Genomic DNA, 15,957 nt, shown 5'->3' with positions numbered 1-15,957 from the left:
CGTCCCTACACGCTGTCGGTGAAGCGGTCCGGGACGGATCCGACGGACGTCGAGGGGACGTACGTCCAGCGTGGGTTTCTGCCGCGCTGGCTGGCGACCTTCTTCGGTATCTTCCTGGCGCTGGCGATCGCGTTCGTGATGATCTGGATCGCCTACAAGCCGCAGGTCCGCACGAGTGCCACCGAGCAGACGGAGCAGGCCGGCGCCGCTCTCGCGCCCAGTCCCAGCGCGTCCCCGGAAACCCTGCCCAGCCAGGCCGAATCACCCGCGGCCGCCGAGCAGCCGCAGCCGCAGCAGTCGGTCACCCAGGAGCCGAAGGGCGATGGCGGAGGCGGCGACAAGGGCGGCGGCGAGTCCAAGGAGCCCGAGAAGCCCAAGAAGCCGACGGTGAAGCCGCTGGTGCCCGCCAAGAACGTCATGCTGCGCAACGCCACCACCAAGATGTGCGCCGAGCTCCCGGGCCGCGAGAAGGGCGAGCTCAACGGCCGGGTCCAGCAGTCGGACTGCAACGAGGTCGGCGACAATCAGATCTGGGACCTTGAAGTGAAGTACGCGAAGGGCGGACCCAACGGGGTGCCGCTCTTCCAGATCGTGAACGTCAAGGACCGGCTCTGCATGGACCTGGCGGGCTACGGCGCCGCGCCCGTCACCACCGACATCACCGAGTTCACCTGCGACGGCACGAAGGCCGACAACCAGCTCTGGTGGGCCGACAAGCAGGAGAGCGGTGACTACTGGATCCGTAACTTCGCCAGCGAGAACAAGTGCCTGGACGTGAGTGGCTACAGCACCGGTGAGGCGTGGGAGAAGCTGACGCTCTACCACTGCAGCAACAGTGACGACCAGGAGTGGAAGATCATCAAGCTGACGGAGAAGTGACGGCCGGGGGAGGCGGGATCACCAGTCGCCTTCCCCCGGGACCAGCCGTCCGGCCTTGCGGTACTCACGGCGGGCGCCCTCCAGGAGGTCGTCCGCCGTCACCGTTCCCGCGCGTCCGGCGGCGAGATAGGCGGCGGTGACCACCGCGCTGCGGATCGAACCGCCCGCCAGCTCGAAGTCCCGGGCGAGGTCGGCCGGGTCGATGCCGTCGACGGACGGGACGTGCGACAGGCCGTGCCGCCACAGCGCGAGGCGCTGATCGGCGTCCGGGAACGGGAAGTCGACCACCAGGTCCAGGCGCCGGGTGAACGCCTCGTCGATGTTGGCGCGCAGGTTGGTGGTGAGCAGGGCGATGCCGTCGAAGGACTCCAGCCGCTGGAGCAGGTAGGCGCTCTCCATGTTGGCGTACTTGTCGTGCGCGTCCTTGACCTCGGAGCGCTTGCCGAAGACGGCGTCGGCCTCGTCGAAGAGCAGTACGGCGTCGGTGCGGTCGGCCTCCGTGAAGATCCGTTCGAGGTTCTTCTCGGTCTCGCCGACGTACTTGTCCACGACCGACGACAGCTGGACCACGTAGAGGTCGAGGCCCAGGTCGGCCGCGACCACCTCGGCCGACAGGGTCTTGCCGGTGCCGGACTCGCCGGCGAACAGGCCGAGCACGCCCCGGCCGCGTCCGCCGCCCGCGCTGAGCCGCCATTCCCCCAGGACCTGGTCGCGGTGGCGGGCGCGCAGGGCGAGTTCGCGCAGCTGGGTGAGGGGCTTGTCGGGCAGGACCAGGTCCGTCCAGTCCACGTCGGGCCGGATCCGCCGGGCATGGCTCTCCAGGCCGGAGGCGGACTGACGGCGGGCGGCGAGCCGGACGTGCTCGGCGGTGAGCGGGGTGCCGTCGAAGGCGGCGAGGGAGCGGGCGGTGAGCGCGGCCCGCTGGATGCGGTCCCCGCCGAGCCGGTACGGGGCGACGGCGGTGGCCAGGTCGAACCCGTCGGCGTCGGCGCCCAGCGCGGCCCGCCAGGCGGCCGCGCCCCCGGCCCGGCGGCCCGGGGCGTCCAGGACCAGCGGGTCGGCCGGGGACCACTGCGGGTCGTAGGGGCGGGGGTCGGTCATCAGCACGGTGACGTCCGTCGCCGCGGTCAGCTCCCGCACCAGGGGCCCCGGCTTCTCGGGCAGGCCCGACACCACGACCGCCCGGCCGCTGAGGCGGGCCTCGCGCAGCAGCTCGGGGACGTGGTTCTCGGGCGAGGAGCAGCGCAGCGCGTCGGTCTTCGCGGCCTCCAGCACCGAGGCCAGGGCGGCCAGGCCGTCGCCCTCGCGCGGTTCGCGCAGGTAGGCGGTGAGCGGGCCGTCGTGCAGCCGGGCGGTGAGGCGGCTCACGAAGTCGTCGCTGCCGGCGGCCGTCGAGGGCAGCGGCCGCGGCATCGGCTGGAGCAGCCCGAGCAGGGCGGCGTCGGGGGTGTCGTCGCCCAGCAGGTGGCCGATCAGGCGGTCGGGGACCCGCAGCGAACGGGTGAGGAAGGGCCGCTCGGGCTCCTCCACCTCCAGCAGGCCCAGGGCGCACAGCGGTGCCGAGGCGTGGAACCGGGCCCGGGCCGCGGGCAGGTGCGCGGGCACCCCGCACAGTTCGAGGGCGAGGCTCACGGTGGCGCGGCGGCGGCTCACGTCGTTGTTGAGGTAGCCGTAGAGCGGCTCGAAGGTGCGGTCGACGTCGGGTGCCAGGGCGATGAGCAGGACCGAGCTGTCCAGTTCGGTCAGCCTGGTGCGCCCGGCCAGCCACGCCAGCCGGTCCCCGGGGCCCGTGGGACCGCCCACGGCGACCGGTTCGCCGGTCCCGGGCTCCTGCTCGCCGGACGGCCAGGTGCGCAGCAGGTGGTCGACCGCCTCGTCCGACAGGTACAGGCCGCGCAGCGGGTCGTCGGCCGTCGGGTCGGCGGCGGCGCGGTGCTCGACCAGCGCGGTCACCCGCTCCCGCAGCGCGGCCAGGCGGACCGTCAGCACCTCGGCGGGATGGTCGTACGGGTCGGTCGCGGAGCCGGTACGGGCGGTCTCCGGGGCGTCGGTGTAAGGGGCGTTCATCGCCTGCCCGTACGGGTGTCCGTCGGGTCCTTGCGTTCCAGGGCGTCCTTGCGGGCGGCACGGGCCGCGGCCACCTGGTGCGGCCGGTGGGAGCGCCCGGTGGACATCGGCGGGTCGCCGTCGATGCCGCCGACCAGGACCGTCGCGCCCTCGGTGACCGGGGGCCCGGCGTCGTACTCGGGGAACGCCGGGAACGGCACGGTCACCACCAGGTCGAGGGACGGCTTCAGTTCGCCGCCCAGGGCGGACCAGATCTCGGCGAGGGAGCGGGACTCGGTCTGCACGCCGGCCACCGTTAGCGGCACCGACAGGTCGAGCGCGGCCAGGGAAGGGGGGAGTTCACCGGGCGCCAGGAGTTCGCGCGGCAGCAGGGTCGCCAGTACGGCGGACAGCAGCCGGTGTTCGTCCTGCGGGGTCTTCGTCCAGGCCGTCACCAGGTACGACAGCTTGAACCAGCGCGGCGGGCGGCGGCGCCGCACCACGATGTTCCGGTCGTCGTGGACGGGCATCTTCCCGCTCTGGCGCCGGGCCGTGTCCTCCCGGATGTCGTACAGATACGCGTTGACCACGGGGCCGTTGCGCCGCGCCGCCCAGTCACGGGTGGGCGCCTCGAAGGCCACGTCGATGCCCGAGCCGGCCAACGCCCCACTTTTGATGAGGCCCTTGAGGACCTCGTCCACCTCGTGGATCACGCCAGCACTCCCGCCCTGCCCGTACTTGAGTCCGGCCGGCCCTGCCGCTGCCGCCTGTCACCGATCGTGTCCCGGCCGCCGTCCCGCCCGCAGGCGCGTCGGGGACGACGACGGGGCAGGGCATGCTGCCCGCGCGGCCCCGAGGGTCCGCTCTCGATTGCCCGTTCGGTCAGATGTAGCCTTCCCGGAGGGCATAGGCCACGGCGTGCGCGCGGTTGCGCAGGTGCAGTCGCGTGGTGAGTCCGTGCATGACGTTCTTGACGGTCCGTTCGGAGTAGGACAACTTGCCTGCGATCTCTCCGGTGTCGAGACCCTCGGCGACCAGGCGCAGGACGTCCACCTCACGGGGTGCGAGGCCCAGCGAGGGGGCGCCGGGGCGGCCCGCCGCGCCCCGGTGCAGCGTGCCCACCTGGCTGATGAGCCGGCCGAGCAGGTCCGCGGGCAGGTCTCCGTCGCCGCGCGCCGCGGCCAGCACCGCCTGCACCAGCCGGTGCGCGGTGGCCTCGTGCCGCCAGACGATGGCGCCGACGCCGCACTCGACGACGTCGAGCAGTTCGCTCTCGCGGATCGCGCCGACCACGAGCACGGCACGCGCGCCCTCGCTGCGCACGATCCGGCGCAGCCGGGTGAGCGCCGCCTCGTCCAGCGTGTCCTCGATGAGCAGGGCCACCGTGCCGGGCCCCGAGTCCTCGCGCAGGTCGATCTCCGGATGCCGCCGCAGCTGGCTGACCGCGCCCTCGCGGCTGATCGGGTCCGGAGCGGTCACCGCCACCGGCACGCGCCGGTCGGTGACGCCGACGGCTCCGCCGGAGCCGCGGGTGGACGTGGTGATGGTGGTCCGGGGTGAGTTGAGCAACCGTTTCCCCCCTGTTCACGAGCCCGTTACGCGGCGCAAGCCGGTAGCGGATGAGCGTGTTCCACACTTCTGTGACAAGTGGGACTTCGCAATCGTGGAGCACCACGAGGCACACCACGAGACCAGCGCGGCCACCACCACGAACCGCCGACGCCAGGACGTTTCAGCAGGTCACAAGGGTGCACGCAAGGAAGCGTGGGCCCGTGGGGGTGGCCGCGGACCACCGTGAGCCCCGACACAGCCACCGCCGGGTCCGAGGACGCGGCGCGGCGATATCGGCGAGTTCATGCCACCCATCAGCCCATTCAGACGTCTCACACACCGGGGGAGCACCATCCACCACAGGAGGCACCGATGACCGGACCGCTGCGCGAACGCGATGACGCCCACGCGCTGCTCGCGGCCGAGATCGAGCGCGCGCGGGCCGGCACCGGCCGCCTCGTCCTGCTGCGTGGTGCGAGCGGCACCGGCCGCACCGCCGTCCTGGAGACCGCCGCCCGGCACGCCGCCGACCGCGGCCTGCGGGTGCTGCGCGTGCGGTGCTCGCCCGAGGACACCGCGGTGCCCTTCTCCGCCGTCCTCCATCTCCTCGGCCCGGTCCCCGAGTTCACCGACGTGGCGCCCGGGGACGACGACCGGGGCAGCGCGGCCCGGCTGTGGCGGCTGCTGCGCTCCTACGCGGCGGAGGGCCCGCTGCTGGTCGCCGTGGACGACGTCCACCTCGCCGACGAGCCCTCGAGGCGCTGGCTGGCGGAGGCGGCCCGGCACGTCGACCGATTACCGCTACTGCTGGTCGCCACCGAGCGCAGCCAGTACGACATCGAACCGCGGCCCGCCGGACTCACCCAGGCGCTGTCGCCCTCCCTCGTGCGCACCCACACCCTCGCCCCGCTCAGTGACGCGGCGGCGGCCGGGCTGGTCCGCGCCGCCTTCCCCGGCGCCTCGGCACGGTGGACGGCGGACTGCGTACGGGCCGGTGCGGGCAGCCCGCTGCTGCTGCACGCCCTGCTGGACGACCTGGGCGGCACCCGGCACCCCGAGGGCCTGCCACGGGTGCCCGAGACGTCCGCGGAGCTGTACCCCGGGTCCTACCCGGCGGCCGTCTCCTGGTGGCTGAACAGCGCGGGCCCCGCGACGGCCGACGTCGCCCGCAGCCTCGCGGCCCTGGAACAGGCCTGGCCCCCGGGCCGGCCGCCGCGCCGGGCCGAGCTTCGCCATGCCCTCGACCAGCCGGCCCCGCGGACGCCCACGGGCCATGCGGAGCCGGAGCACGACCGGCCCGCCGAGTACGGGGACGGCGGTCCGTACCCGCAGCCCGTGCGGTACGGCCGGACCGAGACCCGGCGAGCGGCCTGCGCGGACCCCGGCCCCTCCCTGGCCCTCGACCCCCTCATCACGGATCCGGCCCCCCTCACCACCGCCCCCGGTCCGCACACCGACGCCTGGTCCGGCGGCTTCGGGCCCGGGTCCGGCGGCGCCGGCCGTACCGGGCGCGGGCCGTACGGGGAGACGACGGTGCCCGCGCAGGGCGGCGCGGCCGTCGGGCATCCGGCGCACGGGCCGTACGCGCGGTCCGGCCGCGACGTGCCGGGGAGGGAGGGCGGCCCGCCGTACGCACTCCACGAGGAGTACGAGGCGTTCCCGGGGGACACGCCCGCCTCCTGCTACGGCCCTGACGACCCGTCCGCCCACGCTCAGCACCGCACGCCCGGCCGCTGGCGTCCGCCCACTCCCCAGGAGGGACCCGCGGGCGCGGCCGGTGCCGGGGACCCCGTCGACGTGCTCGCCGAGGCCGCCGGGGCCGATCCCGCGCGGGTCGCCGGCTGGCTCGCCGCCATGACGCGGCTCGGTCTGCTGCGCACCGACGCGGGCGGCCGCCCCCGCTACGCCCACCCGCTGCTGCGCGACGCCGTGCTCACCGGCTGGCCCCGGCCCCGCCGGGAGGCCGTGCACCGGGCGGCGGCGGAGGCCATGCTGCGCCGCGGCGACCGGGTCGAGGCGGTCGCCCGGCACCTGCTGCGCACCCCGGTCGTCGGCCTGCCCTGGGCGCTGCGGGTGCTGCGGGACGCCGTGACGGTCGCGGTGCACGACGGCCGCCCGGACGACGCCGTCGCCTACCTGCGCCGGGCCCTGGACGAGCGGTTGACCGACGACCTCCGCCAGCGGCTGCTGACCGAACTGGGCTCCCTGGAGTACGCCTCCGCCGACACCCCCGCCGCCATCGCCCGCCTCGCCGAGGCCCAGCACCTGCCGGCCGAGCCCCGCAACCGGGTGCGTACCGCGGTCGCCCTCGGCACCGCCCTGGCCGGCCGCGGCGAGATCCGTACCGCCATGGAGGTGCTGCGCCGCACGGAGGGCCGGCTCTCCGGCCACCCCGGCCTGGCCCGCACCGTGCAGACCGCCACCGCGATGCTGTCCGACGAGGACCTGGCGACCCGGCAGGAGGTGTACCGCTGGCTGTCCGAGACCGGCCGGCACTCCCCGGAGCTGGTGGGCACCGCCGGACAGGCCCTGCTGGTGCGGTACGCGGCGACGGCCGCGCTGATCTCCGCCGAGGAGGCCATGGCCCGGGTGCGGGACCTGCTCGCGCAGCCCACCGACCCGCTCGCCGAGCCCTTCCTGCTGGGCACCGCCGCCGCGGTCGCCCAGTGGGCCGACGAACTCGACGAGGCGGACCGGCTGGTGGAGCGCGGCCTGGCCGGACAGCACCCCGCCCTGCTGCACCCGATGCAGCACGCGATCCTCAACACCCGCGCCGACATCGCCGCCGCCCGCGGCGACCTGGCCCGGCTGCTCGCCACCGACCCCGGACGCGCCAACGGCCCCACCAACCGGGACGCGCACGCCCTGATGGCCCTCGTCCACACCGGCCGCATCGACGAGGCGCTGCGCTACGCCGACCGCTTCGACCTGCGCGAGGTGCCCGAGAACTGGGAGTTGAACCGCTACCTGTACGCGCGGGGCGTGCTGCGCGCCGCCACCGGCGACCCGGCGGGCGCGCTGCACGACTTCCTGGAGTGCGGGCGGCGCCAGTCGGCCCGCGAGGTGGTCAGCCCGGTCGTCACCCCGTGGCGGACGGCGGTCGCGGAGTGCCGGCTGGCCCTGGGCGGCGGCCCGGAGGCGCTGGCCCTGGCGACGGAGGAACTGCGGCTGGCCAGGGTGTGGAACACCCCGCGCACCGTGGGCCGCGCGCTGAGCGTGCTGGGCACCGCGACCGGCGGGCGCCGCGGTCTGGAGCTGGCCGAGGAGGCCGTACGGACCCTGCGGGACGCGCCCGCCGACACCGACATGGAGCTGATGCCGGCCCTCCTCGCCCAGGGCCGCCAGCTGATCGCGGCCGGTGAGCGCGGACGCGCCCGCGCCCGGCTGCGCGAGGCGGCGGAGCTGGCCGAACGCAAGGGCGCGCTGCGGTGGCTCGCCCTGGCCGGGCAGGCCCTGCGCGAGGGCGGCGCCCGGGGCTCCGTCGCGTCCCACACCGGCGCCGGATCACTGACCGGCAGTGAGCGCCGGATCGCCGAACTCGCCGCCGACGGCCGCACGAACACCGAGATCGCCGACCTGCTGCACCTGGCCCGGCGCACCGTCGAGACCCATCTGACCAGCACCTACCGCAAGCTGCGGATACGGCGCAGGACCGAACTTCCGGCCGCGCTGGACCGGGAACGCGGACGCGACCGGCCCCGCGCGCAGGGCTGACGGGCCGGCCCATCACGGCTCACAGGGCCCGCAGCAACCGCCCGATCTCCAGCTGTTCGGCCTCCAGCGGGTCGCCGTCCTCGACGTTCCACAGGCAGTTCTGGAGTACGCGGGCGAGGGACCAGGCGCGGGCCCGTCGCCGGTCGAGGCCGAGGACGTCGGTCATCGCGTCGAAGCGCCACCGGGTCTCGGCCGGGTCATAGCGGTTGTCCAGCGCGGGCAGCAGATCGAACCCGGGGTCGCCGGCCAGCGGCTTGGGGTCGATGGCCAGCCAGGGGGCGCGCGCGGAGGCGAGGACGTTCTCGAAGTGCAGGTCCCAGTGGAGCAGCCGGTCGCCGGGCTCGTCGGCGACCTCGCGCAGGGCCGCGGCGCAGTCGGCGACCAGCCGCCGGTCCGCCGGGTCCGGGATGTCGCCCAGGGCCTGGGGCGTCTGCTCCAGCATGTCCCGCGCGATCTCCCCGAGACCGCGCACGCCGGGCGGCGCGGGGGTCGCGGTGAGGTGGGCGAGGAGCCGGGCGATGACGAGGACGGCCGCGCGGGAGTCCTCGACGTGGCTGAGCATGCGGTCCGCGTCCAGCCGCTCCAGGAGCATGGTGCCGGTGGCCGGGTCGTGGTCGAGCAGCCGGACCGCTCCGTCCCCGTCCCACGCCCGCAGCGCGAGGGGTTCGCCCTCGGTCTCCTCGTCGAGGATCTGGAGCTTCAGCACGGCCGGGACGCCGTCGTGGCGCACGACCGGCAGCACCAGCGCCGCCCAGCCGTGCATCGAGGGCCCGTCCAGCCGCAGCTCCCAACGCCGCAGGAAGGAGGCGGCCAGCTCCGGCAGTCCGTCGATGAAGGCGCGCCCCGCCTCTCCGTTGTACTTCGCCTGCGCGGTCGCGAGTCCGTCCGGAACGTCGATCACAGGCGACGACGCTACCTGGGCGCGGTGCCGCGGTCACGTGGATATCGGGGGCCTCGCGGGGGCCCTCTCAGGCCACCGGCTCCGGCACCGGGTCGTCGGCCGGGGTGTCGTGTTTCGGCGCCTTGGCCGTCACCATCAGGCCCGCGACCAGGCCGGCCAGCAGCATGATGCCGGCGGCCACCCAGATGGCGACCGTGTAGCCGTGGACGATGCCCTCCCGGACGACCTGTTCCCGCCGCGTCGGGTCGGTGAGGTGGGAGGCGATGTAGGACGCGCCGGTGCTGGTCGCGATGGTGTTGAGCAGCGCGGTGCCGATCGAGCCGCCGACCTGCTGCGAGGTGTTGACGGTCGCCGAGGTCACGCCGGAGTCCCGCGGGGCGACCCCGGCGGTGGCGGTGGAGAAGACCGGCATGAAGGTCAGGCCCATGCCGAGGCCCATCAGGATCAGCGCGGGCAGGATCTCGGTCGTGTACGCGGAGTCCACGGTCATCTGCGTGAGGATCACCATGCCGCCGGAGGCGAGGAGCATGCCCGGCACCATCAGCATGCGCGGGCCCACGTGCGGCAGCAGCCGGGCCGAGATCTGGGTGGAGCCCGTGAGGATCGAGGCGGTCATCGGCAGGAAGGCCAGGCCGGTCTTCAGGGGGGAGTAGGCGAGGATGACCTGGAGGTAGTAGGTCATGAAGAGGAACATCCCGAACATGCCGATGACGGCCAGCATCATCGTCAGCATGCAGCCGGCCCGGTTGCGGTCGCGGATGATGTGCAGGGGCAGCAGCGGCATCGGCGCGCGGGTCTGCCACCACACGAAGCCGGCCAGGAGTACGACGGCCAGGGCGAACAGGGCCAGCACCAGCGGGTCGCTCCAGCCCCGAGGCTGCGCCTCGCCGAAGCCGTAGACGAGGGAGACCAGGCCGCCGCAGCCGAGGAGCACGCCGGGGACGTCGAGGCGGGCGCCGCTGTGGCCGGGACGGTCGCGCAGCAGGGTGTAGGCGCCGATGACGGCGGCGACGGCGAAGGGGATGTTGACGTACAGGCACCAGCGCCAGTTGAGGTACTCCGTGAGCACGCCGCCGACGATGAACCCCGCGGCGGCGCCGCTCGCGGCCAGCGTGCCGTAGATGCCGAAGGCCCTCGCCCGTTCCCGCGGGTCGCTGAACGTGGTGCTCAGCAGGGAGAGCGCGGACGGTGCGAGGAGGGCGGCGAACACGCCCTGGAGCGCGCGGGCGCCGAAGAGCATCGCCGGGGTGGTCGCGGCACCGCCGAGCGCCGAGGCGGCGGCGAAGCCGATCAGCCCGATGACGAAGGTCCGTTTGCGTCCCACCAGGTCGGCGACCCGCCCGCCGAGCAGCAGCAGGCCGCCGAAGGCGAGGGTGTAGGCGGTGATCACCCACTGGCGGTTGCCGTCGGACATGCCCAGGTCGCGCTGCGCGGACGGCAGCGCGATGTTCACGATGGTCGCGTCCAGTACGACCATCAGCTGGGCCAGGGCGATCACCACCAGCCCCCACCAGCGGTGGGGATCGGCATCCGTGGGCGCGGCCGGCTCACCTGACCAGGTGCCACTCATCTGGCCAGAAGACCACGGATCGGGGCGTATCGCATCCCTGTCCGTGTCTGGTCGTGACGGTCGGTCACGGCACCAGGACCACCTTGCCCGTCGTGCCGCGGTTCTCCAGCGCACGGTGCGCGGCGGCGGCAGCGGCGAGCGGGAAGCGGTGCACGGCCGGGACGAGGCGGCCCGCGGCGGCCGCGCCGAGCGCGCGCAGTTCGAGGGTGCGGAGGGGATCGGCGCCGCCGGCCCGCTCCAGCATCACCGGGCCGAGCACCTGCTGGGAGACGCCCTCGACCAGGTAGGGCGTGCCGTCGCGCGGCCCCGAGGCCGACCAGCCGAAGACCACGTGCCGGCCGTCCGGCCCGAGCAGCGCGACGGCCTCGCGGGCCACGTCGCCGCCGACGCCGTCGAGGACGACCGTCGCCGGGCGCCCGCCGAGGTGGGCGCGGACCTTCTCCGGCCATTGGGGGTCCTTGTAGTCGACGGCGAGGTCGGCGCCGTTCGCGGCGACGCGGGCGGTCTTCTCGGGGCCTCCGGCGAGTCCGATCACGGTGGCGCCGGCGTTCTTCGCGTACTGCGTCAGCAGGGTGCCGAGGCCCCCGGCGGCGGCCGGGATCACGGCCACGGTGCCGGGGCCGAGGTCGGCGAACTGGACGATCCCCATCGCCGTACGGCCCGTGCCGATCATGGCGACGGCCTCGGCGAAGTCCAGGCTCTCCGGGATCTCGTGCAGGCGCGCGAGGTCGGCGACGGCGAGTTCGGCGTAGCCTCCGGGGGCGAAGCCGAGGTGGACGACGACGCGCCTGCCGAGCCGGTCCGCCGGGACGCCCTCCCCGACGGACTCGACGACGCCCGCGACCTCGCGGCCGGGGATGGTGGGCAGTTCGGGCGGCGCGGGCAACGGCCCCTGGGCGCCCTCGCGCAGGGCGGTGTCCAGGAGGTGGACGCCCGCCGCGCGGACGGCGATCCGGACCTGGCCGGGGCCGGGCCGCGGATCCTCGACCTCGTCCAGGACGAGGTTCTCCGCCGGACCGAAGGCGTGCAGACGGATGGCGTGCATGAGGGTCCCCCAACGGAAGAGTGGCCGGTACGGGCCAGTGCCGGCCGGTACGGACTCCACTCAACGACCTCAAGCATGCTTGAGGTCAAGTTCCCTGCGGCCCCGGCCGAGGGCGAGGGAGACCGCGGTGAGCGCGCTGTTGAAGGAGACCTCGGAGAGCAGACCCGGCGCGGCCACCTGGTCACCGGCGAGATACACCCCGTCGCCCCGGTCGACGGCGGGCCGGTCCCGCCACGTGGTGCCGGGCGGATCGACGGCGCCGGTGCGGCCGTTCGCGACCGCGTCCCGCCGCCAGGTGAGCCGCTCGCGCCAGCCGGGCATCCCGAGATCCAGCAGCTCCTCGGCACGGGCGGTGCCGTCGGCCTTCGACTCCCGCGGCGCGACGGGGATCTGCCCCTGGATCAGCTGCTCGCCCGCCGGGGCCAGGGTGCGGTCCTGCGCGGTGCTGCGCTGTCTGGGGGACACCCCCAGACCCCCGGGCTCGATCCAGCCCGGCGCGTCCAGGCCGGAGACCGCGAACGCGTCACCGCGCCGGGTCCGCAGAGCGTGTGGTGGGCCTCTTGACATCCTCTCCTTCTCGGAAGACGGAGATTCCAACCTGGTTGGGTTGAGGTTCACGGGCGCTCGAACGGCTGGTGGCCGTCGTCACCCCTCCGGCACCGGCTGCATGCCGGGGGCGGGGAATCCCACCCTGTCCTGCCGCGACGTTGACTGCTGCGTTCTCATCGGCGTTGCACGTGAACCCGCAGGACACGCAGACGAACTCGGCTTGGCTCTTGCGCGAGTTCTTCTCGATCCATCCGCAGGCGCTGCAGCGCAGAGATGTGTATGGGGCGAGTACGTCTTCCACCCGTCCAGGGGCCTTTTCCGCAGTGCGCCTGCGCAGCAGACCCCAGCCCTGGGCGAGGATCGCCCGATTCAGTCCGGCTTTCTGCTTCACCCGTGAGCCGGGCTGTTCGACTGTTCCCTTGGCGGAGGCGGTGATGTTCTTGATGTTCAGCTTCTCGAACCGCACCAATCGATGGTCTCGGGCGAGTATCGTCGAGGTCTTTTCGCACCAGTCCTTGCGCCGGTCCGCCTCGCGTGCCTTGAGCCTGGCGACTTTCGCGTACTCGACCCGCTTGCCTTCGCTGTCCTTTGGAGCCCGAGCCGCACGCCGCTGGTGCTTCCGAATCCGAGCGCGCTCCCGGGTGGTGAGCTGTGGGCAATTGAGTTTTCTGCCGTCTGACAATGCGGCTGTAATCGTTACGCCGCGATCAATGCCGACGACGGAGTTTGTATCGGGTGCCTCGACCGGTTCAGGGGCTACTGCGAACGCAATGTGCCACTGGTTGTTGCGGAAGGTGACCCGGAAGGTTTTCGCCTGTGGCAGCCCCGTACGAGTCAGCCGGAAACGAACCCAGCCGCATCCGGGAATCTTGACCTGAGCCCAGCTCCGGTTCAGCTTCTGCACCGCCACCCAGCGGCCCAGCACCTGACGGCCGGTCTTGGGGCTTCGTCTTGGTGAACCGTCGGCCTCGAACTCCGGGACCCGGTCGGTTCCGATCACACGGAAGCCCTCGTGCTGGTATTTCCTGCGCCAGGTAGGCTCGCCGAACCCAGACATGAATTTGGCGTTCTTGGCCCTGGCGAAATCCTTCAAGGCTTGCTGCTGCACATCCGCGTTCCCCGCGCGTAGCCAATCGTTTTCCCGGCGTGCCACTGTCAGTTGGCGGCACTGTTCCGCGAAACCCGGAGCGGCCTTCTTTCCCGGCAGCCAGTACGCATGCTGCTCGACGGCAAGGTTCCACACGTACCGGGCGTGCGCGCAGTGCCCGAGCATGATGCCCGTCTGCTCGCTCGTCGGGTACATCCGAAATCGAGACATGACGCCAACGTAGCTCCACGACTCGCTCGTCTCTTCGAATTCGGTCACCCTCACCCGAACGAGCGACCGATGCGAGCGATGACGGGACGCGGGAGGCAGCTTCTGCATGTCGCAGCCGTTGTCAGTGGCGGGGTGCAGCATGGGGTCATGGCGAGGAGAGCGGCGGGCGGGCGGGGTACGACGACGGTGCGGGCGGCGCGGCGGCCGGAGCTGCGGCTGCCACCGCTGGCGCCGTTCGAGGACGGGGGGCTGGAGCCGGACGGGGACTACGACGCGCTGGACTTCGCGGAGACGGACCTCACCGGGCAGGACGGCGCGGGCGCCCGCTTCATGGACTGCGCGCTGACGGGGTGCGCGCTGGACGAGGCGTCGCTGCCCCGGGCCCGGCTGCTCGACTCGGTCCTCACCGGCGTCCGGGGCGTGGGCACGAACCTGGCGGAGGCCACCCTGCGCGACGTCGAGCTGCGCGACGCCCGCCTCGGCGGCACCCAGCTGCACGGCGCCGTACTGGAACGGGTCCTGATCCGCGGCGGCAAGATCGACTACCTGAACCTGCGCCGGTCCCGGCTCAAGGACGTCGTCTTCGAGAGCTGCGTCCTGGTCGAACCGGACTTCGGCGGCGCCCGCCTGGAGCGCGTCGAGTTCGTGGACTGCGCCCTGAAGGAGGCGGACCTCAGCGCGGCCACCCTCGTCGACGTCGACCTGCGCGGCGCCGCCCCGCTGGAGCTGGCCCGGGGCGTGGACCGGCTGTCGGGCGCCGTGATCAGCCCGGCCCAGCTCCTCGACCTGGCACCGGTACTGGCGGCGGAGCTGGGGGTGCGGGTGCTGGCGGACGGGTAGGGCCCGTCGCCGGGCCGGGGCGTCAGGTCAGGCGGGGGAAGCGGGCCTGGAGGGTCCAGATCGCCGGGTTGTCCGCCAGGTCCTCGTGCATGTCGGTCAGGTCGGCGAGCAGGTCGTGCAGGAAGTCCCGGGCCTCCCGGCGCAGTTCGGCGTGGGAGAAGGACAGCGGGGGTTCGTCCGCCGGCATCCAGTCCGCCTCGATGTCCACCCAGCCGAAGCGGCGCTCGAAGAGCAGGCGGTCCGTGGACTCGGTGAAGTCCAGCTCCGCCCGCTGCGGCCGGGCCGCCCGGGAGCCCGCCGGGTCCCGGTCGACGCGCTCCACGATGTCGCACAGCGCCCAGGCGAAGTCGAGCACCGGCACCCATCCCCAGGCTGTGGACAGTTCCCGGTCGGCCTTGGTGTCGGCGAGATAGACGTCCCCGCAGAACAGGTCGTGCCGCAGCGCGCTGACGTCCGCGCGCCGGTAGTCCGTCTGCGGCGGGTCCGGGAAGCGGGTGGAGAGGGCGTAACCGATGTCGAGCACGCAGGTGATGGTGTCACGCCCGACCGGATAGGTTGCCCACGTGATCATCACTCCCTTGCGGCCCGGCCCCGACCACGACATCCCCGGGCCCCTCCTCACCGAGCTGACCGCCCTCTACGCCGCCCACCGCGACTTCCACGCGCTCAGCGGCGACTTCCCCGACCCGGACGACATCCGTCCGGAGCAGGTGGCGGCGGCGCTGGCCGACGAGCTGGCCCGGCCGGGCGCCGAGGTGCTGCTCGCCAGGGACGCGGGCCGGCTGACCGGCGTCGCGATCACACTCGCCCGGCATCCCGACCCGGCCTACCCGGACCCCTGGATCGGGCTGCTGATGGTGGACGCGGGGCTGCGGCGCCGGGGCCACGGCAGGCGGCTCGCGTCGCTCGTCGAGGAGCGGCTCCGTGCCACCGGCCGCACCGCCGTACGGCTCGCCGTCCTCGACGCCAACAGCGAGGCCCTCGCCTTCTGGACCGCCCTCGGCTACACGGCCGTCGACCACCGCCCCGACCTGGAGCGCGGCCGTCCCTGCACGGTGCTGCGCAAGGAGTTCGACAGCGGCGTGCCGCGCACCCCGCGCCGCGCCGCCCGGGTCGCCGTGCTCGACCCCGAGGGCGCGGTGTTCCTCCTGCGCTACGACAACATCGAGGTCGGCGTGCACTGGGCGATGCCCGGCGGTGGACTGGACGCGGACGAGAGCCCCCGCGAGGGCGCCCTGCGCGAGGTGCGCGAGGAGACCGGCTGGCGCGACCTGGAGCCCGGCCCGCTGCTCTGCACCTGGGAACACGACTTCACCCACCTGAGCGTCGGCCCCGTCCGCCAGCACGAGCACATCTACGTCACCCACGCCCCGCGCCGGGAGCCCACCGGCCCCCACCTCGCCGCCGCGCACGCCGCGGACGGCATCCTCGACTGGCGCTGGTGGAGCCGCGCCGAGCTGGCCGAGGCCCCCGAACCGCTCTGGCCCCCGGACCTGGCCCTGCTGCTCGACACGTTCGACGCCTTCGAAGGGTGAGGCCGCGGG

General features: G+C 73.7%; 12 protein-coding genes and 1 pseudogene. 4 read left to right on the top strand and 9 right to left on the bottom strand.

Going from position 1 to position 15,957, the window contains the following annotated elements; all coding sequences use genetic code 11:
* The coding region (locus tag ACFC1X_RS32020; RefSeq protein ID WP_376360432.1) for an RICIN domain-containing protein at nucleotides 1–879 on the top strand (879 nt) is incomplete at its 5' end.
* Nucleotides 880–897: 18 nt separating this feature from the next.
* Here ACFC1X_RS32020 and ACFC1X_RS32015 read toward each other — a convergent pair.
* The 3 genes from ACFC1X_RS32015 to ACFC1X_RS32005 all read right to left on the bottom strand — a co-directional run bounded on the left by ACFC1X_RS32015 (nucleotide 898) and on the right by ACFC1X_RS32005 (nucleotide 4,494).
* Nucleotides 898–2,946 carry an ATP-binding protein gene (locus tag ACFC1X_RS32015; RefSeq protein WP_376360429.1) on the bottom strand — a complete coding sequence of 683 codons (2,049 nt, stop codon included), beginning with the start codon at nucleotides 2,944–2,946 and terminating at the stop codon, nucleotides 898–900.
* Nucleotides 2,943–3,638, bottom strand: a complete 696-nt coding sequence (locus tag ACFC1X_RS32010; protein ID WP_376360426.1) for a DUF4255 domain-containing protein — start codon at nucleotides 3,636–3,638, stop codon at nucleotides 2,943–2,945. Before ACFC1X_RS32010 ends, ACFC1X_RS32015 begins: the two co-directional genes overlap by 4 nt.
* Nucleotides 3,639–3,807: 169 nt before the next feature.
* Complete coding sequence (locus ACFC1X_RS32005; RefSeq protein WP_376360423.1) at nucleotides 3,808–4,494, bottom strand: LuxR C-terminal-related transcriptional regulator; 687 nt, start codon at nucleotides 4,492–4,494, stop codon at nucleotides 3,808–3,810.
* Between the two features lie 354 nt (nucleotides 4,495–4,848).
* Between ACFC1X_RS32005 and ACFC1X_RS32000 the strand changes: the two genes are divergently transcribed.
* A complete protein-coding gene (locus ACFC1X_RS32000) occupies nucleotides 4,849–8,190 on the top strand; it encodes an AAA family ATPase (protein WP_376360421.1) in 3,342 nt (1,113 codons plus the stop codon).
* Nucleotides 8,191–8,209: 19 nt separating this feature from the next.
* Here the strand turns inward: ACFC1X_RS32000 and ACFC1X_RS31995 are convergent, their stop codons facing one another.
* From ACFC1X_RS31995 to ACFC1X_RS31975, 5 genes and pseudogenes are all read right to left on the bottom strand, one after another.
* Nucleotides 8,210–9,091, bottom strand: a complete 882-nt coding sequence (locus ACFC1X_RS31995) for an aminoglycoside phosphotransferase family protein (RefSeq protein WP_376360419.1) — start codon at nucleotides 9,089–9,091, stop codon at nucleotides 8,210–8,212.
* A gap of 67 nt (nucleotides 9,092–9,158) precedes the next feature.
* Nucleotides 9,159–10,661 carry an MFS transporter gene (locus ACFC1X_RS31990; protein ID WP_376360416.1) on the bottom strand — a complete coding sequence of 501 codons (1,503 nt, stop codon included), beginning with the start codon at nucleotides 10,659–10,661 and terminating at the stop codon, nucleotides 9,159–9,161.
* A gap of 64 nt (nucleotides 10,662–10,725) precedes the next feature.
* Nucleotides 10,726–11,706 (bottom strand): zinc-binding dehydrogenase, encoded by a 981-nt coding sequence (locus ACFC1X_RS31985; protein WP_376360413.1) that lies wholly within the window; start codon nucleotides 11,704–11,706, stop codon nucleotides 10,726–10,728.
* A gap of 69 nt (nucleotides 11,707–11,775) precedes the next feature.
* Nucleotides 11,776–12,252: pseudogene (locus ACFC1X_RS31980) on the bottom strand (FAD-dependent oxidoreductase); the annotation flags it as partial.
* Nucleotides 12,230–13,714: an RNA-guided endonuclease InsQ/TnpB family protein gene (locus ACFC1X_RS31975; protein ID WP_376360411.1), complete on the bottom strand. Its 1,485-nt coding sequence runs from the start codon at nucleotides 13,712–13,714 to the stop codon at nucleotides 12,230–12,232. The gene ACFC1X_RS31975 and the pseudogene ACFC1X_RS31980, both read right to left, overlap by 23 nt.
* 6 nt (nucleotides 13,715–13,720) lie before the next feature.
* On the opposite strand from ACFC1X_RS31975, the gene ACFC1X_RS31970 reads away from it, so the two are divergent.
* Nucleotides 13,721–14,413 carry a pentapeptide repeat-containing protein gene (locus ACFC1X_RS31970; RefSeq protein ID WP_376360408.1) on the top strand — a complete coding sequence of 231 codons (693 nt, stop codon included), beginning with the start codon at nucleotides 13,721–13,723 and terminating at the stop codon, nucleotides 14,411–14,413.
* Between the two features lie 22 nt (nucleotides 14,414–14,435).
* On the opposite strand, the gene ACFC1X_RS31965 is transcribed toward ACFC1X_RS31970, so the two are convergent.
* On the bottom strand, nucleotides 14,436–14,936 hold the full coding sequence (locus ACFC1X_RS31965) for a hypothetical protein (RefSeq protein WP_376360447.1): 501 nt from the start codon (nucleotides 14,934–14,936) through the stop codon (nucleotides 14,436–14,438).
* Nucleotides 14,937–14,976: 40 nt separating this feature from the next.
* Here ACFC1X_RS31965 and ACFC1X_RS31960 point away from each other — a divergent pair, with 40 nt between their 5' ends.
* Nucleotides 14,977–15,948, top strand: a complete 972-nt coding sequence (locus tag ACFC1X_RS31960; protein WP_376360405.1) for a GNAT family N-acetyltransferase — start codon at nucleotides 14,977–14,979, stop codon at nucleotides 15,946–15,948.
* Nucleotides 15,949–15,957 lie beyond the last annotated feature (9 nt).

The organism is Streptomyces sp. NPDC056128, from assembly GCF_042263835.1.
In the GTDB taxonomy this organism is placed as follows: Bacteria; Actinomycetota; Actinomycetes; order Streptomycetales; family Streptomycetaceae; genus Streptomyces.
The sequence above is the reverse complement of the archived record's forward strand: the minus strand, read 5'-3'. Positions and strand labels throughout refer to the sequence as shown.

Bases quoted from the DNA above. Each gene is read 5' to 3' on its own strand.
- ACFC1X_RS32015 (WP_376360429.1), bottom strand. From the start codon at position 2,946: ATGAACGCCCCTTACACCGACGCCCCGGAGACCGCCCGTACCGGCTCC.
- ACFC1X_RS32000 (WP_376360421.1), top strand. From the start codon at position 4,849: ATGACCGGACCGCTGCGCGAACGCGATGACGCCCACGCGCTGCTCGCG.
- ACFC1X_RS31990 (WP_376360416.1), bottom strand. From the start codon at position 10,661: ATGAGTGGCACCTGGTCAGGTGAGCCGGCCGCGCCCACGGATGCCGAT.
- ACFC1X_RS31985 (WP_376360413.1), bottom strand. From the start codon at position 11,706: ATGCACGCCATCCGTCTGCACGCCTTCGGTCCGGCGGAGAACCTCGTC.
- ACFC1X_RS31975 (WP_376360411.1), bottom strand. From the start codon at position 13,714: ATGCTGCACCCCGCCACTGACAACGGCTGCGACATGCAGAAGCTGCCT.
- ACFC1X_RS31970 (WP_376360408.1), top strand. From the start codon at position 13,721: ATGGCGAGGAGAGCGGCGGGCGGGCGGGGTACGACGACGGTGCGGGCG.